This is a genomic window from Mucilaginibacter koreensis, assembly GCF_054783355.1.
The window spans coordinates 1-24647 of the sequence record NZ_BAAGQS010000002.1 but is presented as its reverse complement, the minus strand read 5'-3'; the positions used below and the strand labels follow the sequence as shown (position 1 = coordinate 24647).

Annotated in this window: 22 protein-coding genes; 13 read left to right on the top strand and 9 right to left on the bottom strand. The window is 45.0% G+C overall.

Annotation, left to right across the window (positions count from 1 at the left end):
- Positions 1-84 precede the first annotated feature (84 nt).
- The 9 genes from ACYVNW_RS16670 (at position 85) to ACYVNW_RS16630 (ending at position 8589) form a co-directional block, all read left to right on the top strand.
- A complete protein-coding gene (locus ACYVNW_RS16670) occupies positions 85-747 on the top strand; it encodes a Uma2 family endonuclease (RefSeq protein WP_460681051.1) in 663 nt (220 codons plus the stop codon).
- 27 nt (positions 748-774) lie between these two features.
- Positions 775-1161 (top strand): hypothetical protein, encoded by a 387-nt coding sequence (locus ACYVNW_RS16665; protein WP_460681050.1) that lies wholly within the window; start codon positions 775-777, stop codon positions 1159-1161.
- A 63-nt stretch (positions 1162-1224) separates the two neighbouring features.
- A complete protein-coding gene (locus ACYVNW_RS16660) occupies positions 1225-1479 on the top strand; it encodes a DUF4834 family protein (protein WP_460681049.1) in 255 nt (84 codons plus the stop codon).
- Between the two features lie 9 nt (positions 1480-1488).
- The gene (locus ACYVNW_RS16655; protein ID WP_460681048.1) at positions 1489-1788 is read left to right on the top strand and encodes a hypothetical protein; all 300 of its coding nucleotides are present in this window, start codon (positions 1489-1491) and stop codon (positions 1786-1788) included.
- Between the two features lie 81 nt (positions 1789-1869).
- The gene (locus tag ACYVNW_RS16650) at positions 1870-4350 is read left to right on the top strand and encodes a YfhO family protein (RefSeq protein WP_460681047.1); all 2481 of its coding nucleotides are present in this window, start codon (positions 1870-1872) and stop codon (positions 4348-4350) included.
- A gap of 244 nt (positions 4351-4594) precedes the next feature.
- Positions 4595-5749, top strand: a complete 1155-nt coding sequence (locus ACYVNW_RS16645) for a zinc-dependent alcohol dehydrogenase (RefSeq protein WP_460681046.1) — start codon at positions 4595-4597, stop codon at positions 5747-5749.
- 8 nt (positions 5750-5757) lie between these two features.
- Positions 5758-6252, top strand: coding sequence for a hypothetical protein (locus ACYVNW_RS16640; protein ID WP_460681045.1), 495 nt, complete (start codon positions 5758-5760; stop codon positions 6250-6252).
- Between the two features lie 333 nt (positions 6253-6585).
- A complete protein-coding gene (locus ACYVNW_RS16635; protein WP_460681044.1) occupies positions 6586-8130 on the top strand; it encodes a SulP family inorganic anion transporter in 1545 nt (514 codons plus the stop codon).
- Positions 8131-8226: 96 nt separating this feature from the next.
- Positions 8227-8589 (top strand): DUF4870 domain-containing protein, encoded by a 363-nt coding sequence (locus ACYVNW_RS16630; protein ID WP_460681043.1) that lies wholly within the window; start codon positions 8227-8229, stop codon positions 8587-8589.
- On the opposite strand, the gene ACYVNW_RS16625 is transcribed toward ACYVNW_RS16630, so the two are convergent.
- Positions 8590-9345 carry a glycosyltransferase family 2 protein gene (locus tag ACYVNW_RS16625; RefSeq protein WP_460681042.1) on the bottom strand — a complete coding sequence of 252 codons (756 nt, stop codon included), beginning with the start codon at positions 9343-9345 and terminating at the stop codon, positions 8590-8592.
- A complete protein-coding gene (locus tag ACYVNW_RS16620) occupies positions 9338-10633 on the bottom strand; it encodes a glycosyltransferase family 4 protein (protein ID WP_460681041.1) in 1296 nt (431 codons plus the stop codon). Before ACYVNW_RS16620 ends, ACYVNW_RS16625 begins: the two co-directional genes overlap by 8 nt.
- 41 nt (positions 10634-10674) lie before the next feature.
- Between ACYVNW_RS16620 and ACYVNW_RS16615 the strand changes: the two genes are divergently transcribed.
- Positions 10675-13860 (top strand): S41 family peptidase, encoded by a 3186-nt coding sequence (locus tag ACYVNW_RS16615; RefSeq protein WP_460681040.1) that lies wholly within the window; start codon positions 10675-10677, stop codon positions 13858-13860.
- Positions 13861-13972: 112 nt separating this feature from the next.
- Here the strand turns inward: ACYVNW_RS16615 and ACYVNW_RS16610 are convergent, their stop codons facing one another.
- The 7 genes from ACYVNW_RS16610 to kduI all read right to left on the bottom strand — a co-directional run bounded on the left by ACYVNW_RS16610 (position 13973) and on the right by kduI (position 21206).
- Positions 13973-14608: a peroxiredoxin gene (locus tag ACYVNW_RS16610; protein WP_460681039.1), complete on the bottom strand. Its 636-nt coding sequence runs from the start codon at positions 14606-14608 to the stop codon at positions 13973-13975.
- Between the two features lie 274 nt (positions 14609-14882).
- A complete protein-coding gene (locus tag ACYVNW_RS16605) occupies positions 14883-16322 on the bottom strand; it encodes a phytoene desaturase family protein (RefSeq protein WP_460681038.1) in 1440 nt (479 codons plus the stop codon).
- Between the two features lie 86 nt (positions 16323-16408).
- The gene (locus ACYVNW_RS16600; protein WP_460681037.1) at positions 16409-17761 is read right to left on the bottom strand and encodes an MFS transporter; all 1353 of its coding nucleotides are present in this window, start codon (positions 17759-17761) and stop codon (positions 16409-16411) included.
- A 30-nt stretch (positions 17762-17791) separates the two neighbouring features.
- Complete coding sequence (locus ACYVNW_RS16595) at positions 17792-18451, bottom strand: bifunctional 4-hydroxy-2-oxoglutarate aldolase/2-dehydro-3-deoxy-phosphogluconate aldolase (protein WP_460681036.1); 660 nt, start codon at positions 18449-18451, stop codon at positions 17792-17794.
- The gene (locus ACYVNW_RS16590) at positions 18448-19524 is read right to left on the bottom strand and encodes a PfkB family carbohydrate kinase (RefSeq protein ID WP_460681035.1); all 1077 of its coding nucleotides are present in this window, start codon (positions 19522-19524) and stop codon (positions 18448-18450) included. The genes ACYVNW_RS16595 and ACYVNW_RS16590 overlap by 4 nt, the downstream gene beginning before the upstream one ends.
- 6 nt (positions 19525-19530) lie before the next feature.
- Positions 19531-20346, bottom strand: a complete 816-nt coding sequence (locus tag ACYVNW_RS16585) for an SDR family oxidoreductase (RefSeq protein ID WP_460681034.1) — start codon at positions 20344-20346, stop codon at positions 19531-19533.
- A gap of 26 nt (positions 20347-20372) precedes the next feature.
- Entirely contained in the window at positions 20373-21206 is an 834-nt protein-coding gene (gene kduI / locus ACYVNW_RS16580) for a 5-dehydro-4-deoxy-D-glucuronate isomerase (RefSeq protein ID WP_460681033.1), read from the bottom strand.
- Positions 21207-21490: 284 nt separating this feature from the next.
- Here kduI and ACYVNW_RS16575 point away from each other — a divergent pair, with 284 nt between their 5' ends.
- From ACYVNW_RS16575 to ACYVNW_RS16565, 3 genes are read left to right on the top strand one after another with little or no spacing between them, the layout of a single operon-like run.
- Entirely contained in the window at positions 21491-22114 is a 624-nt protein-coding gene (locus tag ACYVNW_RS16575; protein WP_460681032.1) for a NanQ anomerase/TabA/YiaL family protein, read from the top strand.
- A gap of 10 nt (positions 22115-22124) precedes the next feature.
- The gene (locus ACYVNW_RS16570; RefSeq protein ID WP_460681031.1) at positions 22125-23333 is read left to right on the top strand and encodes a glycoside hydrolase family 88 protein; all 1209 of its coding nucleotides are present in this window, start codon (positions 22125-22127) and stop codon (positions 23331-23333) included.
- Positions 23334-23347: 14 nt separating this feature from the next.
- Positions 23348-24436 (top strand): alginate lyase family protein, encoded by a 1089-nt coding sequence (locus ACYVNW_RS16565; RefSeq protein ID WP_460681030.1) that lies wholly within the window; start codon positions 23348-23350, stop codon positions 24434-24436.
- The last annotated feature ends 211 nt before the right edge of the window (positions 24437-24647 follow it).

Below are 24647 nucleotides of genomic sequence, written 5' to 3'. Positions count from 1 at the left end.
GCTGATGCACTTAACTTATCTTCAACACGTCATTGCGAGGAACGGGCGCCATCTCTATACGCCCTGTTAACATGGTGAAGAAAGATGGCGCCCGTTCCTCGTAATGACGTGTTCTTTTTAAACGAAAAATCACAACTCAAAATACTAAATTTGTTTATGCAGTTCTCCGATTTAGATTTAAATAAGACTTACAGCTACGCTGATTACCTGAAATGGGCCTTTGAAGAACGCTTAGAACTCATAAAGGGTAAAATCTTTAAGATGAGCCCTGCGCCAAGTGCCACACACCAGCGCATATCGCAACGCATAAGCCTACAATTAGGTAATTATTTAATGGGTAAACGTTGTGAAGTATTTGTGGCACCTTTTGATGTAAGATTTATTAGAAGAGATGAAATTACAGACGATGAAGTGATTACAGTATTACAACCTGATGTATGTGTAATATGCGATCCAAACAAAATTGATGAACGTGGCTGCGTAGGAGCACCTGATATTGTGATTGAAATTTTGTCTCCGGGCAACAATCAAAAAGAGTTACGCAATAAGTACGAGGTATACGAAGAATCGGGTGTATTGGAATACTGGATTGTATCGCCTCAGGATAAAACCTTTTTGAAATACACCTTGAATGATGAAGGCCAGTATCAGCCATCACGTTTAATGACTATGGGTGATATGATTACTACCCCTGTATTGCCTGGCTTTGTATTAGACCTCAATACCGTTTTTGAGAGCAACAACTAAATCCTTATTCTACTGTTCATTACATATATGAACAAAATTAAACCTGTACATATCCTGAAGATTGGCTTGGGGATAGATATGCTGATGCATGGATTGATCCGCCTGCCCAATCTGGCCGGTTTTGTGCATAAATCAGCCGCAGGTTTTGCAGATACTTTTTTACCTGAAGCGCTTACCATCGCCTTTTTATATGCTTTACCCTTTATTGAAGCCATTATAGGCGTATTGATATTAATTGGTGGTAAATTGAGCCGTGTGGGTTTGGTAGGTGGCGGCTTGTTCATAGCCGTATTATTGTTTGGCACTACCGTGAAGCAAAGCTGGCCGGTAGCGGCCGAGCAGGTCACTTACCTGATTGCCTTTGCGCTGGCGCTGCACTTTCACGACAGGCACACCGGCGATATGACATCATAATTAAACTTTTTTAGCGTTATACGCTTATATTTGTGTTAAGTATTTGACTAATTATAACCAAAAATGCTACTTATCCGCTTTCTGCTTATATCTATCTGTGTACTGTACATCCTCCGCAGCCTGGTGCGCTTATTTTTGCCTATGCTGTTTCAAGGGATGGTAAACCGTGCGCAGCAACAGCATAACGCCAATTCATACCAGCACCAACCTAACAAAAGCCCTGAAGGTAAAATCACTTTGGATTATGTTCCGCCGTCTAAAAAAGGTACAGTTCCCGATTCTGAGGGTGATTTCATTGATTACGAAGAAGTAAAATAAAGCAACACAATGTCAACCGGAGATATTTTTAAATTTCAGAACCGCCATTACAGCAGCCAGGCGGTGGTATCGTTAATTACGGCTAACTATATTGTGTTTGCGCTGGCAGTACAGCTTTGTGTAGAATGTGATCATATCCACTGGTTTTTTTGGGTAGCGTTAGCAGGTTTAGCTGTTTACAACTTTTTCACCATCCGCCGCAACAGTGAAGAGTTCGGCGAAAAGCGCATTAAAATTGTATATGTATCATCAATAATTTTACTGAGTGTAATTTATTACTTGGTAGGTGTGGCCGGTAAGCACTGCTGATTTTCACTTCTTTAAATATTCGTTTCATTTACGGCGCAATTTTTTATTTTTGGGGACTAAATTATTTTTTCCCGAAATTAAATGAACAATTGGTTTAAGCGCAATAGCGTTCATCTGCTCATCGTTGGCATTTTCGCTGTCATTTCCTTCTTTTATTTTACCCCTGTTTTTCAGGGTAAAACCTTGAGCCAGGGCGACGTGATTCGTGCGCAGTCTACCCAGAAAGAAATTATGGATGTTAAGGCCAAAACTGGCAAAGCGCCGCTTTGGACTAACAGCATGTTTAGCGGCATGCCCGCTTACCAAATCTGGGTACCCTTCCCATCCAATGTAACCACATATGTGGTTCAGGCTTTAAAAACTATATTTCCTAACCCGGTAGATACGGTGCTGCTGTATATGCTGGGCGCTTATTTGCTGCTTTGCGTATTAGGGCTTAACCCCTGGCTGGCAGCTGCAGGCGGGTTAGCCTTTGCTTTTTCGTCCTATAACTTTATCCTGATAGATGCAGGGCATGCCAACCAGGCTTACGCCATTGCCTTTTTTGCGCCGGTTATTGCAGGCATTATTTTAACATTCAGGGGCAGATATCTGACCGGGGCGGTACTTACGGCCTTCTTCCTGGCTATGGAAATTCGTTGTAACCACATCCAGATGACGTATTATCTGATGCTGGCTATCTTGATATTTGTGTGCATCGAATTATATCATGCCTTTAAAGGCAAGGCACTTCCGGTATTCTTTAAATCAGTAGGTTACCTGGCTGCGGCTACAGTATTGGCATTGTCAGTAAATGCAGCGTTGTTATGGACCACCTATGAATATGGAAATGAATCCATTCGTGGAAAATCTAATTTAACTAAACATACCACCGAGCCGGCCAGCGGCGTAGATAAAGATTATGCCTTTCAGTGGAGCCAGGGTATCGGCGAGTGCTTTACCTTCTTGGTGCCTAATGCTTATGGCGGCGGCAGCGGCACACCTGTAGCCGAAGATTCAAAAGCCGTTAAATCCTTAACCGATAAAGGAATTGACCCTGCCCAGGCACAAGGCTTTGTGGCGCAATACTTTCCTTCTTACTGGGGCGATAAACCCTTTACCGAAGGCCCTAACTATTTTGGCGCTGCCATCTGCTTCCTGTTCGTATTCGGTTTACTGATTGTGAAAAGCCGTTACAAATGGTGGTTACTGGGCGCTACTTTAATGAGTATATTGTTGTCATTCGGCCGTAACTTCCCGCTGCTGTCCGATTTCTTTTTCAACTATTTCCCGCTATATAACAAATTCCGTGCGGTTGAATCAATTTTAGCAGTAGCCGGTTTATGTGTACCTATATTGGCGGTACTGGCGGTAAATGAAGCTGTAATTGCTCATGATAAAAAAGTGGTATTTGATAAACTTAAAATTGCTGCTTACATCACCGGAGGTATCACCTTACTGTTAATAGTTATACCTACCTTGTTTTTAAGCTTTAAAATCAAGGATGCGGATAATTACATCGTCGGTGTGGCACAGCAGTTCTTTCAGGGTGATACCGGTTTAGCCAGCACCATTAACAGTGCCCGCGTGCAAGATCGTATTGCTTTGGAACGCGGCGATGCTATTCGTTCGTTGATATTTATTGCCTTGGCGTTTGGTATTGTCTGGGCGCTGATTAAGCAAAAAATAAAAGTAGTGGTAGGCGCCGCACTGCTGATGGTAATTACCATTATTGACCTGGGCGGCGTAGACAAACGCTACCTGAACGATGAGAACTTTGTGGCCAAAGAAGACGCACAGCAAACCGTACCTCAGCGCGAAGTAGATCAGTTTATTATGCGTGACAGCGACCCTGATTTTCGGGTGCTGGATTTAAGTCAGGGCGATCCGTTCACCAATGCGAGCACCTCGTATTACCATAAATCTATTGGTGGCTACCATGCGGCTAAATTGAAGCGCTATCAGGAATTGATTGAAAACCAATTTACAAAGAGCACTAATCAGGATGTACTGGATATGCTGAATACCAAGTATATCATCACCGCCGACCCTAAAACACAACAGGCAGGTATGCGCCAAAACCAAACGGCTTGCGGCCATGCCTGGTTTGTAAAAAGCGTTCAGTTTGCAAAAAATGCCGATGAAGAAATGCAGGCCATCAGTGCATTTAACCCCAAAGAAGAAGCCATTGTTGATCAGCAATACAAAAATACTGTTGGTAAAGAAGTAACTGCTTTCAACCCAACAGCTACTATTCAGTTAACTAGCTACTCGCCTGATCACCTGGTATATCAAACCGGTGCTACCAGCAATCAGATTGCCATTTTTTCTGAAATTTATTACGATAAAGGCTGGAAGATGTACATTGATGGTGTGGAGAAACCTTATTTCCGTGCCGATTATGTATTACGCGGCGCTGTTATACCGGTAGGTAACCACAAAGTAGAGTTTATCTTTCACCCGGCTTCTTACTACACCGGCGAGGGCATCTCTTTAGCAGGTTCGGCCATATTGGTACTACTGCTGATTGCAGTAGCTTATACTGAAAATAAAAAGAAACAAGCTGTAGTGGTAAAAAATTAAAGGTCATTTTTAACACTACAGTTTAAAAAAGGCGCTGATTACTTCAGCGCCTTTTTTAGTTAATAACAATTCCCTCCTTCCCCTCTCCGATTAACTAAAAATTAATAATTATAAAACCCTAACAAAGTAATGTGGTTCTATATAAGCACTGTGTAAGCAGATTATACTTAGATACTTAATTATATGCACCGATCCTTATTGCTTTCGCTATGTATTAAACAGAAACTAAATTAAGGAGCCATATATGTTAGCAATGAATTACCGCGGCCCGTTCAGAGTTCGCGTCGACCAAAAACCTTACCCGGAAATTCTGCATCCCGAAGATGCAATTATACGTGTAACCCGCTCATGTATTTGCGGTTCTGATTTACACCTGTACCACGGCCTGGTGCCTGATACCCGTGTAGGTTCAACCTTCGGGCATGAGTTTGTGGGCGTAGTAGAAGAAATTGGCCCATCAGTACATAATGTAAAGGTGGGCGACAATGTGCTGGTACCATTCAATATTGCCTGTGGCAAATGTGCTTTTTGTAAGCAAGGCTTGTTTGGCAACTGCCACGAGTCCAATCCGCAGGCTACAGCCGTAGGCGGTATATTTGGCTATTCGCACACAGCAGGTGGTTTTGATGGTGGCCAGGCCGAATACGTGCGGGTACCTTATGCTAATGTGGGCCCTACCGTTATTCCGCCTGAAATGGACCCTGATGATGCCGTATTATTAACCGACGTGTTACCTACAGGCTATCAGGCAGCCGAAATGGGGGGCATTAAGAAAGGCGATACCGTAGTGGTATTTGGCGCAGGTCCGGTAGGGATTATGGCCGCCAAATGCGCATGGCTCTTTGGTGCTGGCCGCGTTATTGTAATTGACCACATTGAGTACCGGTTAGACTTTGTGAAAAAATATGCCCAGTGCGAAGTTTATAATTTCCGCTCCTTGGAGGATGTGGTATTGTTCATGAAGAAAACTACCGACTGGCTGGGGGCTGATGTATGTATTGATGCCGTAGGCGGAGATGCCTCGGGTAATGCCATGCAAACCATTACCGGTAAAAAAACCTTGCTGCAGGCCGGTTCTGCTACCGCTTTGCATTGGGCCATTAACGGCGTTAAAAAAGGCGGCATTGTATCTATTGTGGGTGTATACGGCCCTACTGATAATCTGATACCTATTGGAAACGTAGTTAACAAAGGCATTACTATCAGAGCCAATCAGGCTTCGGTTAAGCGTTTGTTACCACGTTTAATTGAGCATATACAGGCCGGCCACATCAACCCTAAAGAAATTATTACACACCGTGTACCTTTAGAGGAAGCAGCCGAAGCCTACCACATCTTTTCGGCCAAGCTGGATGACTGTATCAAAACCATTTTAATTCCACCATCTGCCAGAAAATAATTACGACTATGGAACATACAACTGATGATTATTCACATATAAAAGGTTGGGGCGTTGATGCCGATCCGGAAAATGAGCCCACCTACCCCATGAAGCATTATACCGGCGATGACCATAACCGCATTAACTGGATGCGCCCGCCTCTGCAACAGCCTGACGTAGAAGTGCTTCAATCTATTGAACGCCCCTATTTGCCTGCAGTGTTTGGCAATACCGTACCGCCAACCGGCTTAAGCGGCGAATTAAGGCGGTATGCTTTTAAATACAGCGAATCAAGCTATGGGCACTGGTTACCCCTGTTGCTGGCCGACCGTGTAAATGTAATTGAAGGCATTGTAGACGATTTAAAGCGTGGCCACGTTCCCAATATATTTGCCGAGCGCGGCTGGAAGGCTGATTTAAAATACGACCGCAAAGGATTAGCCACCAAAGTGCTGACCGGCGTACTGGTTACTGCTGCGGTAGTAGCTTTATTTAAAAAGAAGAAAAAGAAAGCTGATTAAGCTTCAATTTAGGGTTGAATAGAAAGGCGCGGATAATGATTGTCCGCGCCTTTTTTATTCACTTTTATTATTGCGGGCGGCAGCGTGGCAATGATAATTTTAAACTGTTCAAAATACCAATAGCCGGCTAAATTTTAATCACATAGAACAAACTTCGCCGGGCTTCTCCCTCATTTTACTATTTTTGCAGTTACTGCATGAAAAACACGTTTCACAATAGTCCGGTTACACCGCCCTGAATTCAGCATTTTCTTTGTTGATTACTCATCCTTGAAAGGGTGAGGTGTGCTTCTATGGTTTACTATCTTATTTCCTGACTATTTATTGTTCATTATGGCGAACACTGCTTTCCGTTTATTCGATTTTTCGCAAAAAGTTAATTATAAAAATGAAATATTGGCCGGCCTTACCGTGGCTATGACCATGATTCCCGAATCGTTGTCATTTGCTATACTGGCTGGGTTTCCGCCGCTGGTGGGTTTGTATGCGGCATTTATTATGGGCCTGGTTACATCGGTGTTTGGCGGCCGCCCCGGCTTGGTTTCGGGAGGTGCGGGTGCTACAGTGGTAGTACTGATAGCCTTAATGAAAACCCATGGCATTGAATATGTATTTGGCGCCGTAGCCTTAGCGGGGGTGATACAGATGCTGGTTGGCGTTTTCAAACTGGGTAAATTCATCCGCCTGGTGCCGCAACCGGTAATGTATGGCTTTGTGAACGGGCTGGCCGTTATTATTTTTATGGCGCAGTTAGAGCAGTTTAAAACACTGGTGAACGGGCAGGTGACCTGGCTGAACGGTACACCGCTGCTGATTATGGCCGGTTTAGTGGCTTTAACCATTGCTATTGTAGTATTGCTGCCACGATTTACCAAAGCAGTACCGCCATCGCTGGTGGCTATTATTGTGGTTTTTCTGTTGGTGCTGGGTTTCAACATTCCTACCAAAATGGTGCGCGATATTGCTTCTGTAAGCGGCGGCTTCCCTCCATTCCATATTCCGGCAATACCGTTCAACCTGCATACCTTGCAGGTAATTTTCCCTTATGCATTAATTATGGCCGCCGTAGGCCTAACTGAAGGCTTACTGACATTAAACCTGGTGGATGAAATGACAGCCACCCGCGGCAACAGCAACCGCGAATGTATTGCCCAAGGCAGCGCCAACTTACTGAATGGCTTTTTCACCGGCATGGGTGGCTGCCCCATGATTGCACAAACATTGGTTAACCTCTCTGCCGGGGCAAGGGCAAGACTGTCGGGCATTGTGGCTGCACTTACCATCTTGCTGATTATTTTGGTGGGCGCACCTGTAATTGGGCGTGTACCTATGGCTGCCTTAACCGGGGTAATGATTATGGTTGCCGTTGGTACCTTTGAATGGGTAAGTTTCAGCATTATTAACAAAATGCCTAAGCAGGACGTATTTGTAGGCATTTTGGTGGCGCTGATTACTGTATGGCTACATAACCTTGCTTTGGCAGTTTTGATTGGCGTCATTATTTCGGCCCTCGTATTTGCCTGGGAGAGCGCTAAGCGCATCAGGGCTCGTAAGTATATGGACGAAGCCGGCATTAAACATTATGAAATTTACGGACCGCTGTTTTTCGGCTCGGTAACGGCTTTTAATGACAAGTTTGATGTAGCGAATGACCCTGCCGAAGTGATTATTGATTTTAGAGATAGCCGCGTAGCAGATATGTCGGCCATTGAGGCCCTGAATAAGCTAACCGAACGTTACGAAAAAGCCGGCAAGACCCTGCATTTAAAACATTTAAGCCCCGACTGCCGCTTACTGCTCAAAAACGCTGAAGCGGTAATTGATGTAAATATAGTAGAAGACCCTGCTTACCATGTGGTAACTGAACGGCTGAAGTAAAGGAGCCACCTTTAACAGGTTTCATATCAGTAGCTCCATTAAAACAACAGCTTCATTGCATTGTTGCGATTATAGTTTACTGATATACTTTACACTATGAAACCTATTCGCCCTGACCAAACTTACCGGGATGGTAAAACTGTTGCCGTTATTGGTTACATTACCATTATTGGCTGGCTGATTGCATTTTTTGGTATGCACAAAGATCGCAAAACTGCTTTTGGCAGCTATCACCTGCGGCAGGCGCTGTACCTGTTTATTGCGGTATTTGTGGTGAGTTTAGCCATACGCATCCTGTTTGCCATTACCGGGATGCTGTTCTTGCTTACCTTATCTAACATAGTAAGTATTGCGTACCTGGTTTATATGATTATCGGTATCGTCAACGCATCGCGCGGCGAAGAAAAACCGCTGCCAGGCATAGGGCAGGGTGCTGAAAGTATGTTTCAGGATATCTAATCAATCATTGGTGCGCCTGTGCAGCAGCCAGTACCAGGCCAGGTTAAAGGCAATCACCCCATGATTGAACAAAGTGGGCAAAAGCCCATAGTGCTGCTTCATAATGTCGAAGCGCTCCAGCAAGCTCTGCTTGTGTTTAGCCTTCGACATTCCACCTACCAGGTATTTAGCTACATAGCGGCGAACGTTAACAATCTTTTTGGCCTTCTTGGCAGCCGTTAATATCCAGTCGATATCAGCGCTCAGCTGGTACTGCGGGTAGCGGTAAGGCTGCGTTAATGAACGCCTGATATAAATGGCCTGATGGCTGATACTCATGCCGTATTTAAAGCCACGCCAAGTAAATTGCTCTGGCGCTTTGTGACGGCGGCGGCCCAAGCTTTCACCAGCATCATTAATCATTTCGGTTTCACCGTAGTAAATGTCAGCATCCGGTTCGGTGGAAAATACCTGTGCTACGGTATCAGGCGCGTAAATTTCGTCGCCTGAGTTCATAAACAGCACATAATCGCCGGTAGCCAAGGCCAGGCCTTTGTTCATAGCATCATAAATACCCTTATCTTTTTCACTCACTAACCGAGCAATTTTTGAGCGGTATTTATCAATGATTTGAAGCGTACCATCGGTTGAGGCACCGTCAATAATCAGGTATTCAATGTTGGTATAGGTTTGATTGATGACGGATTGCAAAGTCCGCTCAATATCGCGCACGTTGTTATACACTACCGTGATTACGCTTAGCTTCGGGTTAAACATGTACCTCCCCTGTTTGTGCCTGGGCATTGAGCACTTGCTGATACAGCTGAATGTGCTGCACGGCAATCACTTCTTCTGAGAATTTTTCCATAACGGTTTGCCGCGCCTGCTGCCTTAGCTGGGTGGTGTCTGTATGGCTGAACACCCACTCCATCCCCTGCATAAAGCTTTCGGATGAGCGGTAAGCGGCCAGGTAGCCGTTTACCTCGTGCTGTACCATATTAGGGATGCCTCCTGTTGTAAAAGCCACCACCGGCGTACCGCAGGCCAGGCTTTCCATCACGGTATAAGGCAGGTTGTCTTCCAGTGAGGGAATCAAAAAAGCATCTGCGGCAGCGTAACACAAAGCCAGTTGCTCATCATTATTAATGGTTCCTAAAAATTGGGTAGCAAATGGAAATTCCGGCAGGTTTTCGGTGCTGCGGTTACCGAAGATCACCAGCTCCACCTTTTCAGCATCGGCACCCAGCTTTTCCTTTAACAATTGCAGGCTCTCCATCAGGTAAGCACCGCCCTTGTGCAAATCTTTACGTGAGGGCATAAAGCCGGTTAGATAGATAAATTTATCAGCCGGTATACCCAATTGTTGACGGGCTGCTTCCTTATCCAGCGGTTTAAAAATATCTGTTTCTAATGTATTCGGTATTTGTGCTACAGGCTTACCCTTCATCAGGCTGGCAGCGCTTACCGATTGCTGCATCCAGGTACTGGGCGCAATTACGGTAAAAGGCAAGCGCTGATAGGCGTTGTGCTTTTGCTTCCATATCCGGTGCGATTCATCCGTCGGGTTTTCAGCTTTCAGCAATGGGCAGTTGCCGCATTGCTGTTCAAAATGGCGACAAGTATAGCGCACATGGCAGCCGCCCGTAAAAGCGTTGCTGTCATGAAAAGTCCACACCACAGGTTTATTCAATTTCGCAATTTCGGCCAAGTGCCCAGGGTTTAAAAAACTATGGTTCACCCAATGAAAATGAATTACATCGGCTGCCTTCACATCAGGGTGATATATAATTGAACGGCCAAACCAGGTGAATGAGAAGGGCGTACGCTTGTCAGGCTTAAGGTAAGCTTTGGCTAAGATACGCTCCAGCACAATCCGCCCGGCCGTCCATGCTTTTTGCAGGGCATTGCGGTTAAAAGTACCGATTGACGCATTTTTACCAAATTTATAATGGACAATTACTTTGGAATCAATATTTTGGCTGAGTAATGCCCGGTTGAGGCGCAGGCAGGCCCGTCCGGCACCGCCGTTACCATCATAGGTATTGATATGCACCACTTTCAGCATGGGCCAAAAATACTTTATTCATCCCATACATTAATTTAAATATGAGAAAACGCTACTTACTGCTTTTTTCGGCGCTGTGGCTAAACAGCCATGTTAAAGCACAATCCAGAGAAGTGTATTTTGCTTCTTACCCTACCCTAACGCCCGATGGTAAAACCGTAATTTTCAGCTACGAAGGCGACTTGTGGAAGGCTGATGTAGCCAACCCTGTAGCCACACGCCTTACCGCTATGCAGGGCGAAGAAACCAATGCACATATATCGCCCGACGGGCAATGGCTTGCCTTTAGTTCTAACCAGTTTGGCAACAACGATGTATATGTAATGCCTTTAGCCGGCGGCAATATCAAACAGTTAACTTATCACGAATCCAGCGATGAGGTAGATTCTTGGAGCTGGGATTCGAAAACCGTTTATTTTACCTCTGGCCGGTACAATAGTTTCAGTGCCTACAAAGTGGGGCGTAGCGGCGGTACACCAATGCGCTTGTTCCCCAATTATTTCAATACCATACACGATGTGGTGGAGCATCCGCAAAGCGGCGAACTATTCTTCAGTAACACCTGGGAAAGCTACCGTTTTTTGCAGCGCAAACATTACAAGGGTTCTTATAACCCTGATGTGCAATCGTATAACCCTAAAACCGGCGCTTACAAACAATACACCAACTGGATAGGCAAAGACTTTTGGGCTTCGGTTGACCGCCAGGGAAAAATCTACTTTGTATCTGACGAGGCCAACAGTGAGTACAACCTGTATACGTTTACTAACGGGCAAAAAACACAGCTTACCAGTTTCAATACCTCTATTAAACGCCCGGTAGTCAGCGCCGACGGCAGCAAGGTAGCGTTTGAGAAAGATTACCAGATTTATGTATATGATGTAGCTACCAAGCAAGCACAAAAACTGAACCTGTCCATCTTCCGCAACGAAGTACTGCCCAAGCAGCAGGAATTTGATATTGCTGGTCGCATTGAAGCCATGGATGCTTCGGCAGATGGCAAGAAGCTGGCCTTCGTATCGCACGGCGAACTGTTTGTGAGCGATATAGATGGTAAAATTATTCAACAAGTACAGCGCGGCAACAGCGAGCGGGTAACCGAAGTGAAATGGCTGGCCGATAACCGTACGCTGTTATATACTCAAACACTGGGCGGTTTTACCAACTGGTATACCATTGCTGCTGATGGTAGCGGAAAGCCCAAACAACTTACCAGCGACAAAGCCAGTAACCGTATGCTCAATTTCAATAAAGCGCGCACGCAAGGCGTTTATTTGAGCGGTCGTAATGAAGTACGCCTAATTGATTTGAAAACGCTGAACAGCAAAACTGTAGTTAAAGATGAATTGTGGGGCTTTGAAAACTCAGCGCCACGTTTCTCTCCCAACGGGGAATATATATTGTTCACGGCTTACCGCAACTTTGAGCAGGATATTTTTGTGCACGATATTGCCGGCAATAAAACCATTAACATTACCAACTCAGGGGTAACCGAATCCGATCCTTATTGGTCGCCTGACGGAAAGTATTTATATTTCAGTTCACAGCGCACCAAAGCCAGTTATCCTACCGGGAATGAGGGTGCACATATTTACCGCCTGCCGCTGCAAAAATTTGACGAAAACTTTAAACTAAACAAGTTCAGGGAATTGTTTAAAGATGCACCTAAAACCGACAGCGCCAGTAAAGTTTCGGCACAAAAGGTAAAAGCTGCTAAAAAGAAGCCGCTATCGGAACAACCCACACCCAAGCCGACACCCGTACTCACTATTGATATGGCCGACGTAATGAAACGCCTTGAAATCATCGGCCCTGAATTTGGCACACAAACCAGCCCGTATGTGTTGCAGAAAGGCACGAAAACACTGGTGTACTATACCTCAGACCAGATAGAAGGCAAGCGTGCCATTTACCGTACCACTATTGAGCCATTTGAAAATAATAAAACCGAAAAAGTAGGCAGTGGCGATATGGGTGGTTTTTACCTGGCAGGTAATGGTACGCAGTATTACGTACTGGGCAATGGTAACATTTACAAATTGAACCTGGATCAAAACAAACTGGATAAGATAGATCTCAGCTATAAATTTGACCGCAATTTAGCCGGCGAGTTCAGGCAGATATTTGGCGAGGCTTGGGCCGATTTGGATGAGAATTATTACGATGCCGATTTTCATGGCGTGAACTGGACAAAGATGCATGACCAGTATGCCACCTATCTGCCTTACCTGAATAACCGGGCCGACCTGCGTTTGTTATTAAACGATTTGCTGGGCGAGCTTAACTCCTCACACCAAGGCTTCAGTTCGGCCGGTGCCGAAGAGCGTACAAACCTGCGCTACCGAACCATGGAGACCGGCATTGAGTTTTATAACGAGAAACCCTATACGGTTAGCCGGGTATTGAAGCTGAGCAATGCCGACAAGAAAGGCATCTCCGTACAACCGGGCGATGTACTGACCGCTGTAAACGGCACAGCTGTTGACCCGCAGCAAGACCGCAATTACTACTTTACCAAACCTTCGTTAGACCAGGAAATGGAACTCACCTTCACCCGTAATGGGCAACAGGTAAAGGTGATCATTCACCCCGAATCGGTAGGAGAGTTTAAAGGCAACCTGTACGATGACTGGATTGACCGTAACCGCAAAGAGGTAACCGACAGAAGTAAGGGCCGCATTGCTTATTCTTACATGAAAGATATGGGCGGCGCCTCGCTGGAAAGCTTTTTGGAAGATATGGCCGATGATGCTTATAAAAAAGATGCCTTGATACTGGATTTACGTTATAACACCGGCGGCAATGTGCACGATGCCGTGCTGCAATTGCTGTCACAACGGCCTTACCTGCAATGGCAGTACCGTGGCGGGCAGCGCACACAGCAGCCAAATTTTGCCCCATCAGCCAAGCCAATTGTTCTGTTGGTAAACGAACAATCATTAAGTGATGCCGAAATGACGGCTGCCGGCTTTAAAGCATTAGGCTTAGGCAAAATTATAGGTACGGAAACCTACCGCTGGATTATTTTCACCAGCGCTAAAGGCCTGGTAGACGGCTCTACAGTACGCCTCCCAGCCTGGGGATGCTTTACCTTAGATGGGAAAGATATTGAGAAAACCGGCGTAACTCCTGATATCGCCGTAGCCACCACCTTTACCGACCGCTTAAAAGATAACGACCCGCAATTACAACGAGCCATTGAGGAAATTATGAAGCAATTGAAATAAATTTCCAGTATGTCATTCCGAGCGACAGCGAAGAATAACATCATTTATAATCAAAAGAGGCGGTTCGTATAAACGAACCGCCTCTTTTGTTAACCTACAAAATAAAAATATCTTATTTATTAGGCTGCGGAGTCATGCGCAGATAAGGCTTTAGTTCCGTATGCCCCTTCGGGAATTTTTCCGGGATGTCCTCACTTTTAATGCTTGGCGCTATCACCACCGGTTCGCCATCTTTCCAGTCGGCTGGGGTAGATACACTGTAATTAGCCGTTAATTGCAAGGAGTCAATTACGCGTAATATCTCCTGAAAATTACGGCCGGTTGATGCCGGATAGGTAATAATTAGTTTGATAGTTTTATCTGGCGCAATCACAAACAGCGAACGTACGGTGGCCGTTAATGACGCATTGGGATGAATCATATCATAAGCCTCTGCAATTTCGCGGTTTTCATCGCCAATGATGGGGAAGTTTACCTCAACGCCCTGTGTTTCGTTAATATCATTGATCCAGCCTTTGTGCGATTCTACCGTATCCACACTTAACGCCACTACTTTTACATTGCGCTTGTCAAACTCATCTTTTAATGAAGCGGTACGGCCTAATTCGGTAGTACAAACCGGGGTATAATCTGCCGGGTGCGAAAACAGTACACCCCAGCCATCGCCCAGGTATTCGTAAAAATCAATTTCGCCTTCCGAAGTCTTTGCTTTAAAATTGGGGGCTTTATCGCCTAATCGTAAACTCATGGTAGTAATGTTTTGGTTTGATAAAAAATGGTTTAAGATGATAAATGTTTGCATTTATCTGCAGGCAAATATAGGACTTCTATTCAATGACTACTATTTTAGTAGACTTTTATTTGTTAAGTGGAACTCATTTTTCTTATTTGTTTAGTGGTGCTATCCGCTGGCTGGGTTAGTGCTGTTATTTGTGTTATTCTTTCATCTTGATCAAAAGTAAACGAACATTCACAACAGCACATACCCACAATGCGGATAGCAGCAGTAAAGGCATCCCCCACTATACCCTAACCTCAAAAACCTCTTTTAATGCCCGCTTCGCTGCCCAGTACCCACACATCCCATGCACACCGCCACCGGGAGGCGTTGAGGAAGAACAGATATAGAGTCCTTTAGCCGACGTACGGTAAGGCGACCAGCGCAGCACCGGGCGGGTAAAGAGCTGCCGTACATCAATTACGCCGCCGTTAATGTCGCCGCCAATATAATTGGGATTATACTCTTCCATTTGCTGTGTATTGAAGGTGTGGCGGGCTAAAATGCGGTCGCGGAAACCAGGAGCATAACGTTCAACCTGTTGTTCAATGGCATCAGTCATATCTTTTACCGAGCCGTGAGGCACATGGCAATAGGCCCAGGCGGTATGTTTACCTTCAGGTGCACGGCAGGCATCTATGATACTTTGCTGCGCCAGTAGTACAAAGGGCTTTTCAGGGTGCTTGCCCCTCCAGGCGGCTTGCTCAGCAGCAGTAATCTCGGGTAGTGTATTCCCTAAATGAATAGTGCCGGCTTTGCGGCTATTGGGGTTAGTAAAAGGAATGGCCTCATCTAGCGCCCAGTCAATTTTAAATACACCCATGCCATAACGGTAACGTTGCAATTGCCAGCGGTACAGTGGTGAAAACCGGTGTCCGGCAATTTGCAGCAGTTGCCGGGGGGTAACATCAAACAAGACAGAATGTGCCGATGGCAACTGCTGTAAAGAAGTAATATAAGTACCCGTTTCAATCTTACCGCCTATCGAAGTGAAATAACCAGCCAATGCATTGGCAATGCTTACCGAACCTCCTTGCGGCACCGGCCAGCCGCCTAAATGCCCGTTAGCCATCAGTACTAAGGCAATGGCCGAGGTAGTGAAATTTGTTAGCGGCTGTATGGCATGTGCAGCCATACCGGCCAGCAATGATTTCGCTTCAACCGTATTAAATCTTTTTGCTAATAAAGTGACTGGTGTAACGGCCGGAAGTCCGAAGCGGGCCATTGCCAGCGGATGCTTAGGCCAATGCAGAGGCCCCAAAACATCGGGCGCAATCAGTGGCCAGTCTTTCACCAGAGGCTGCATAAGTTGGCTGTATGCCTGGCTATCGCTGCCTAAAGCTTCGGCAGTATCCATTACCGAGCGTCGGAGCACAGCCGCCCCTCCACCATCCAAAGGGTGTGCCGCATCAATTTCAGGATACAAGTATTTTAAACCGAATTGCTCCAGTGGTAAGGTTTTGAAAAAAGGCGAACCCACCGCCAGCGGATGTACAGCCGAGCAGATATCATGCGCGAAACCGGGTAAAGTTAATTCGGCTGAACGTAGTCCGCCGCCTATTTTGTCAGCGCCTTCCAATACCAATACAGACAGCCCCTGCTGCTGTAATACAATAGCAGCCGCCAAGCCGTTGGGACCGGAGCCAACCACTACAGCATCATAATCTCTTTTGGGTAAGGGCATAGCAGCAAGGTAAGCATTTACAGGCTTAACAAAAATGCGCCGGAGTAGTTAGCTTCGGCGCATTGATATTTAAATTATAGGCTTGTTTACAAATCAGTAACCGGTTTAAAACGTGGCACCAAACTTTTCATAATCATCCATGAGGTTAAATAAGCTAAGGCGCAAATTACAAACATAATTTCATAAGCGGTTTGTGGGTTCGCAGCGTAGGCATCGGTTAAATAGCCTGCCACCTTTTGCACCAGCACCCCACCAATACCACCGGCCATACCACCAATACCGGTCACAGAGCCTACCGCCCGTTTTGGGAACATATCAGACACGGTAGTGAACAAATTGGCAGACCATGCCTGGTGCGCTGCTGCGCCGATGCATACCACACCCACTGCCAGAAAAACCGCGGAGCTACCAAAATGCTGCACATTAGCAAAATATTGGGTTGATAATAAAGCGAGCGGTAACACAGCGATCATCAGCATGGCCGTCATTCGGGCTTTATACACCTCCATGCCTTTGTTGATGAAGAATATGGGTATACTGCCGCCAAATACGCTGCCGAATATGGCTACGCCATACACCACAAAAGTGGGCAGCATCACCTCATGGCCGGTCATGCCGAATTGCTTTTTCAGGTAATCGGGCAGCCAGAATAAAAGAAACCACCAGATGCCATCAGTTAAGAACTTACCAATAAAAAAGGCCCAGGTTTGCCGGTAGCCGAATAGCTTACCCCATGACACCTTTTCGCGTACAGCCACATCCTCAGATCCTGCCACATGCATAGCGATATCATCACTGTGGATATAAGCATACTCATTTTTACTTAATCTGGCAGATTTAGATGGTGGATTATAAAACATGAACCAGAAAATGAGCCACAGAAAACCCACCGCACCACTAATGATGTAAGCCATTTTCCAACCCTGCGCGTAGCCAAAATAACCGAGGCACCAGGGCACAAACAACGAGGCTAACATGGCACCAATGTTTGACCCACTGTTAAAAATACCCGTAGCTAAAGCCCGTTCTTTTTTAGGAAACCACTCGGCCACAGTTTTAATGGAGGCCGGAAAATTACCTGCTTCGCCAATACCAAATAAACTGCGGATAACCATGTGCACGCCCACGCTACTACCTGCAAAGGCATTGGCTATACCGAACACCGACCAGGTGATTAACGACAGCGCCAAACCCAGTTTAGTACCAATACGGTCAATTACCCAACCGGCCACAATGGTGATACCGGCGTAAAAAGCTGTAAAGCAGGAAATTACATTGGCATATTCACTATTGGTCCAGCCGAAGCCACCTTTTGCTACAGGGGTGCTAAAAAACTCCTTCAGGTAGCTGATGACCTGGCGGTCCATGTAATTGATGGTGGTTGAAAACAGCAATAAAGTTGCAATCATCCAGCGGTATCGGCCGATGTTATTACTCATAAACAGGTTAATAAAATAAGAGTCAGTTACTTAGCGGACCGACTGCACTAACTGCAGGGCCGTTTGTGTATCTGTATATAATTGGTCGTATAATTTCCCCTCAAGTACTTTTTTACTGATGAGTTTGCTGCCCATGCCCACAGCGCATACTCCGGCTTTAAACCAGGTAGCAATGTTCTGTTGTTCCAGCTCTACCCCACCTGTAGGCATAAACAACTGACCGGGAAATAATTCTTTGATAGATGAAAGGAACGCCGGCCCGATGATATTAGCCGGAAACAGCTTAATTAATAAAGCATCATAGCGCTGGGCAGTAAAAATTTCGGTCGGCGTCATGCACCCCGGTATCCACAGCATGTTATGCAATTGCGCCAGGTTGGCTACCTCCGGGTTGATGATGGGTGACACCAGGAAATCGGCGCCAGCTTCCATAAATGCCTGTGCTTCGCCTAATGATTTGATGGTACCGATGCCCAAATGCAAATCGGGCATTTCCTGCTGTTGCAATTGCTTCAGCTGTTTAAAATTTGCCAAAGCTGCTTCGCCACGGTTGGTATATTCAAATACCCGTATGCCCGCTTTATATAAAGTACGCATTACATCTGCACTTACTTCGGCATCAGGATAAAAGAACAAGGGTAACATGCCTTGTTTAATAATACAGCTTACTATTTCCTGCTTGTTTTTCATGCTTCAATGGCTTTTTGTATTTCTTCAACTGTTTTATCAGTAGCATCACTGTTTACAAACAGCTTGGTGAAGGCAGCAGCCGTGGCAAAGTCAACTACCTGCTGCGGTTGCCATCCGTTGTAAAAACCATAAATTAATCCGGCCATATAACAATCGCCGCTGCCTACCTTATCAACTATATGCGTGGCTATATGTGTTTTGGAAGAATACAGCTGACCGCCGGTGTATAAGGCGGTGTAATAATTAATCTCCTGCTTCCCATCAAACCTGAACGTATTGGCAACCACCTTGCATTTAGGGTAAGCAGCCATCAATTGTTCCGAGCTTTTTTGTGCCTCTTTAAGGTAAATACTTTGCTGACCGGATTCGTGGATATCAGGCATTAACGGCACATCAAGCATCAGTTCAGCCGCCCATATATTACCCATAATCACATCGCAGTGCGCTGTCAGCTGAGGCATTACTTCTTTGGGTTGTTTACCATACTGCCACAATTTAGCCCGATAGTTTAAATCAACCGATGTGATAATACCCTTTCGGGCCGCAGCCTGCAAGCCTTCTAAGCATACATCAGCTATGTTTTGGCTAATGGCCGGACAAATGGCACTAAAATGGAACCAGCTTACGCCGTCAAGCACTGCATCCCAATCAATCATGCCCGGCTGCAAGTCGGCAAAGGCTGAATGTGCACGGTCATAAATCAGGGCATCGTGTTTTAAATCCTGCCCCTTGGTTAAAAAGTACAAGCCGATGCGTTTGCCGTGGTAATAAATTTGCGATAGATCTATATCCTTTTCATTCAAGTAATCTATTACCTGTGCCGACATGCCATTTTGCGGCAGGGCGGTAAAATAACGGGTAGGCACATTCCATAATGAAAGCGCCGAAGCTACATTCAACTCTGCACCGCCTATAAAAACCGGAATGCTGTTTTGCCGCAGCCAATCGCCATCAGCATCGGGCGTGATACGCAGCAGCAATTCACCAAAACACAATACTTTACCGCTCAGGCTACCATTGCTATTGAATTGCGAATTTTGATTTGCCGGATGCTCCATTGATTTACCGCTCAAAACTTTTTATACACCACTAAAAATAGAAAAGCCACCATCTACGCAAATCATGGAGCCGGTTACAAAAGCCGAGGCGTCGCTTAACAGCCAAACCAGTGCGCCAATCAATTCATCGGGGCTACCAAAACGTTTAAATGGCGTTTGCCTGATTACTGATTCGCCTCGTGGTGTATAGCCGCCTTCGGGTTTAGTTAACAGGTTACGGTTCTGCTCGGTTAAGAAAAACCCGGGCGCCAGGGCGTTCATCCGGATGGCATCACCATAACGGTTAGCTAACTCTACAGCAAACCACTGGTTATAGCAATCCATAGCGGCTTTACCCATATTGTAGCCCAATACTTTAGTTACAGCCTTTTTAGAGTTCATGGAAGAGATATTGACGATGCTGCCCTTACCTGTTTTAGCAATGGCTTCGCCGAATACCTGCGTAGGCAAAATGGTTCCCCACAGATTGAGGTCCATTACTTTCTTCATGCCTTCCAGGTTCATACTAAAAATATCTTCTTCGGGCTGCAACACCCCTTCAGGCATATTTCCACCGGCACCGTTAACCAGGCCATCAATACGGCCGTAGGTATCCAATATTAAGTTTCGGGCTGCTTTTAATTCTTCTTCATTTAAGGCATCGGCTATTAAAGCCAGCGCTTTACCGCCATTGGCATTAATGGCAGCCGCCCGCTGCTCGCCCACTTCCTTGTTACGGCCTAAGATGCCTACAGTACCACCGGCCTCAACAATGCCATTAATAAATGAATTGCCCAAAATACCGGTGCCACCGGTTACAATAATTACTTTATCCTGTAATGAATATCTGTTTTCCACGCTGATGAAATGAAAATCAATAAAACCTATTTAATATCTGAAATGCTTAAGGCATCCATATCGGTGTAATCCAGGTTTTCGCCGGCCATACCCCAGATAAAACTGTAGCTGGCCGTTGCGCTGCCCGAATGTATACTCCAGGGCGGAGATACTACCGCCTCATAGTTTTTCATTAATATATGCCGGGTTTGCTGCCCTTCGCCCATATAATGGAATATTTGGTGCCCTTCGGGCAAATCAAAATAAAAATAGGCCTCCATCCGGCGGTCATGCGTATGCGGCGGCATGGTGTTCCACACACTGCCCTGGTGCAAAATGGTTAGCCCCATTACCAACTGGCAGCTTTGTATGCCTTCCAGATGGATATACTTATTAATGGTACGCGCATTGGCGGTTTCAGGTGAACCGGCGTTTACCTTGGCGGCTTCATTGTTGGACATTAACCGGGTAGGGTAGCTGGCATGTGCTGGTGCTGATAAGATGAAGAACACCGCAGGTACTAAGGGATCGGCACTGGCAAAGCTAACTTCTTTTACACCTTTACCTATATACAAGCAATCAAGCTTGTTTAATGAGTGCGTTTGGCCATCGGCTACAATTTTACCTGCACCCGTTCCCACATTAATGATTCCGATTTCACGGCGCTCTAAAAAGTATTCGGCGCGCAGGTTAGAATAATTGGGCAGTTGCAGGGTATTGTTTACCGGATGAGCGGCTCCTATAATCATCCGGTCGTAGTGTGTATAAGTACAATTCAGTTGCTCAGGCTGTACCAATTTATCAATGAGAAAACGCTCTCTGATAACATCTGTTGGGTAGGCCTTAAAATCATCAGGATGTACGCTGTGTATAACTTTCAATATGTTAATTTTTAAGAATGAGAGTTTATCTTGGTAAAGCAAGTCTACAATTATCACACTTTATTCAAAAGCAATGCCCGTTTTATTTCTACGCAAACGTTATCGGGAAGGGAGCTTAAATTACAATTCATACTTTAATATTTTAACTCTTCTTATAGTATTCAAACGTTTTCGTAAATATAGTCAATAAGGGAGTTGAGTTTTATCAAACTAGCGCGTATACTTGGTTAACCAAGAATAAGTATGCTTTTACAAAAGCGTACTGTGTAGATACCTGTTAGCTCATGAGAAACAAATCATTAGGGTTATTGCTTGCGGTAATCATTGTCGGCTCAATTACCTTTAAGGCCAAAGCACAATCAAATGCCGCCTTTAACCCCACTTTAAAACAAGCCCAACAATGGGTAAAAAGCCGCAAGTGGAGCAATGGCAATACATTACAAGTATATAAAGGTGTAGATGCCATTACATTTTACCAGCAGTACCACGCTAATGAGGCGCTATGGAAGAAGGTGTTCGCTTATTTGCGTGATCATCAATTAGAAGAACTGGCTCCCGGAAAATACCCGATTGCGGGTGATAGTGCTTACGTATCGATTACTGAAAACCCATCCAGAACGCCTGAACAAGCCAAATGGGAATCGCACAGAAATTACATCGATCTGCAATATGTAATTAAAGGCAAAGAAAAAATTGGCGTTATCCCAGTACCTCAGGCTAACATCAGTGTGCCTTATGATGCAGCTAAAGATAATGCGAATTACACCAGTGATGCCGGCACTTACTATATAGCTCAACCCGGAACGTTTTATCTATTTTTTCCGCAGGATGCGCACCGGCCCAATATAAAAGTGGAAGGCTTTGATGTGGTTAAAAAGTTAGTAGTTAAAATTAAAGTTGCTTCTTAAATATATTTTCATGAACATAAAATACTGGTTTGCATCGGCCCTGTTGAGCACTATTACCGTAGATGCATTTGCACAACCTGATGTCAGTAAAGCTTATACGTTTGCCCAAAAGCAAACCCAACTGATGCTGAAAGAAGTAGACTCAGCCAAAACAACCGCTACTAAATCCAATCTGGTAGTTCCGCGTACGTTGAATACCCAGGGTGAACTGGTGCTGATTAATTCGCGCGATTGGTGCAGTGGCTTCTTTCCAGGCGAACTGTGGTATTTGTATGAATTTACTAAAAAACCAGAATGGCTAACAATGGCCAAACAATACACTACCCCTATAGAACAGGAGCAATATACCAAAACTACGCACGATTTAGGTTTTGAGATCTATTGCAGCGCAGGCAATGCATACCGGTTAACGCGCGATCCACACTATAAAGATGTAATTATAAATGCGGCAAAATCATTAAGCACGAGATTTAATCCAAATGTGGGCTGCATTAAATCGTGGGATGGCCGGCGCGAATGGGGTTACCCGGTAATTATTGATAACATGATGAACCTAGAGTTGTTGTTTGAAGCTTCGAAATTAAGCGGTGATTCAAGTTTTTATAAAATTGCGGTTACCCATGCCAATACCACCATGAAGAATCACTTCAGGCCCGATTACAGTTCTTATCATGTGGTTGATTATGATCCGGCCACTGGCAAAGTATTGCATCGTCAAACCCACCAGGGCTATGCTGATGAGTCATCATGGGCACGTGGCCAGGCTTGGGGATTGTATGGTTTTACCTTATGCTATCGCGAAACCCACAACAAAGCTTACTTGAAACAAGCAGAACATATTGCCCATTACATACTTACCAACCCAGACCTGCCAAAAGATATGATACCTTACTGGGATTACAGCGTTCCTGATAAATCAACCGAGCCGCGCGATGCATCGGCAGCGGCTATCGCTGCGGCTGCGTTATATGAGTTGAGCACTTATAGTACAAACGGTAAAACCTATAAAGTTGCTGCTGATAAAATTGTAAAAAGCCTGGAAAATAACTATGAGGCTACGCCGGGTGGCAGCAAAGGTTTTTTACTACTGCACAGCACCGGACATAAACCTGCAAAAAGTGAAATAGATGTGCCCATTATTTATGCTGATTACTACTACTTAGAAGCATTGATGCGTAAACACCGTTTAGCGAATAAACAAGCCGTGGTAATGAATTAGGTGTAAGATGTTTTATGAAAAAAAGATACCTGCTTAGCACTTTTGGTTTGTTGTTTACGGTTAGTGTTCAGGCGCAGCAAGTGAGCCTAACCAACAAAGAACTCCATAAACTAAAAGCGGCCATCCGGAAAGATACAGCGGTGGCGAAGCTGTACACAGCTTTCCAACATACTGCTGACCAGGCACTGCTGGAAGAACCTAATCCGATTACAAAAATAACATCGCAAGGCTTGCTGGAAGGTAACCCGGCCAAAACTGCCAGTTTGAAAGCGGTGAGGGATGCTGATAAAATTTATGCATTAGCTTTAGCCTACCGCTTGTCTGAGAAGAAAGTGTACTTAGATAAAGCTATCACTTATCTTACAGCATGGGCGAAAGTAAATGAGGCTACCGGAGACCCAATAGATGAAACCAAATTAGAAGCTCTATTTGTTGGCTATGACCTGATATATAAAGAGGTATCGCCCGAGGAGAAACACTTAGTTGATGAGTGGCTGACCCGCATTGCTGATAGTGAAGTGAATAGCAAATATGCCAAAGGAAGCAAAGGAACTGCCATTAACAATTGGAACTCTCACCGTATAAAAATCATCACACTGATTGCGTATGCTTTACACCAAAACAAATATGATGTAACTATAACCGATGCTTTAAAGAAACAAATTGAGGTGAACCTGAATGCAGATGGCACAAGTTTGGATTTTGAAGAACGGGATGCCTTTCACTATCATACCTACGACTTGGAGCCGCTGCTAACAGCGATAACTACCATCAATAGAGCTACAAAAGAAAATTATTTTAAATATACGTCATCAAAAGGTGCCTCCATCAAAAAGTCTGTTGATTTCATGATTCCTTACATGCTCGGCAAAAAGCAACATGCAGAGTTTGTAAACAGTAAGGTGGAATTTGACCGTAAGCGCGCTGCAAACCACGAAAAAGGATATGAAGCAGGCACACCGTTTAATCCTCAAAACGGAGCAATGGTTATGGCTTTAGCATCATATTTCGACAAAAAATACACCGATGTACTTAAGGAGGCCAGCATTCGAGGCAATATTTATGAACAGTGGCAAGCCCTGTTGAGTACAATCAAACGATAATTAACAACAAGCCAACAAAATAGGGAGATGTAAATGCACATCTCCCTTTTTTGTTGGGCTCTATTTGAGATAGGCGGTGTTGGTTCACCTTTTTCTATGAAACATCTCATCGCCCCACAACGCAGAAAACCCCCATACTTATTCAGTAAGGGGGTTTAGTTTGTAAGGTATGGCGCCGACCTACTCTTCCACCTGTTACGGCAGTACCATT

Excerpts from the sequence above, each read along its gene's own strand:
- ACYVNW_RS16660 (WP_460681049.1), top strand. The coding sequence starts at position 1,225 with ATGCTACTTATCCGCTTTCTGCTTATATCTATCTGTGTACTGTACATC.
- ACYVNW_RS16605 (WP_460681038.1), bottom strand. The coding sequence starts at position 16,322 with ATGCCCTTACCCAAAAGAGATTATGATGCTGTAGTGGTTGGCTCCGGT.
- ACYVNW_RS16575 (WP_460681032.1), top strand. The coding sequence starts at position 21,491 with ATGAGAAACAAATCATTAGGGTTATTGCTTGCGGTAATCATTGTCGGC.
- ACYVNW_RS16570 (WP_460681031.1), top strand. The coding sequence starts at position 22,125 with ATGAACATAAAATACTGGTTTGCATCGGCCCTGTTGAGCACTATTACC.
- ACYVNW_RS16640 (WP_460681045.1), top strand. The coding sequence starts at position 5,758 with ATGGAACATACAACTGATGATTATTCACATATAAAAGGTTGGGGCGTT.
- ACYVNW_RS16610 (WP_460681039.1), bottom strand. The coding sequence starts at position 14,608 with ATGAGTTTACGATTAGGCGATAAAGCCCCCAATTTTAAAGCAAAGACT.
- ACYVNW_RS16565 (WP_460681030.1), top strand. The coding sequence starts at position 23,348 with ATGAAAAAAAGATACCTGCTTAGCACTTTTGGTTTGTTGTTTACGGTT.
- ACYVNW_RS16650 (WP_460681047.1), top strand. The coding sequence starts at position 1,870 with ATGAACAATTGGTTTAAGCGCAATAGCGTTCATCTGCTCATCGTTGGC.
- ACYVNW_RS16635 (WP_460681044.1), top strand. The coding sequence starts at position 6,586 with ATGGCGAACACTGCTTTCCGTTTATTCGATTTTTCGCAAAAAGTTAAT.
- ACYVNW_RS16670 (WP_460681051.1), top strand. The coding sequence starts at position 85 with ATGGCGCCCGTTCCTCGTAATGACGTGTTCTTTTTAAACGAAAAATCA.
- ACYVNW_RS16600 (WP_460681037.1), bottom strand. The coding sequence starts at position 17,761 with ATGAGTAATAACATCGGCCGATACCGCTGGATGATTGCAACTTTATTG.
- ACYVNW_RS16630 (WP_460681043.1), top strand. The coding sequence starts at position 8,227 with ATGAAACCTATTCGCCCTGACCAAACTTACCGGGATGGTAAAACTGTT.
- ACYVNW_RS16655 (WP_460681048.1), top strand. The coding sequence starts at position 1,489 with ATGTCAACCGGAGATATTTTTAAATTTCAGAACCGCCATTACAGCAGC.
- ACYVNW_RS16595 (WP_460681036.1), bottom strand. The coding sequence starts at position 18,451 with ATGAAAAACAAGCAGGAAATAGTAAGCTGTATTATTAAACAAGGCATG.
- ACYVNW_RS16615 (WP_460681040.1), top strand. The coding sequence starts at position 10,675 with ATGAGAAAACGCTACTTACTGCTTTTTTCGGCGCTGTGGCTAAACAGC.
- ACYVNW_RS16620 (WP_460681041.1), bottom strand. The coding sequence starts at position 10,633 with ATGCTGAAAGTGGTGCATATCAATACCTATGATGGTAACGGCGGTGCC.
- ACYVNW_RS16665 (WP_460681050.1), top strand. The coding sequence starts at position 775 with ATGAACAAAATTAAACCTGTACATATCCTGAAGATTGGCTTGGGGATA.
- ACYVNW_RS16645 (WP_460681046.1), top strand. The coding sequence starts at position 4,595 with ATGTTAGCAATGAATTACCGCGGCCCGTTCAGAGTTCGCGTCGACCAA.
- ACYVNW_RS16625 (WP_460681042.1), bottom strand. The coding sequence starts at position 9,345 with ATGTTTAACCCGAAGCTAAGCGTAATCACGGTAGTGTATAACAACGTG.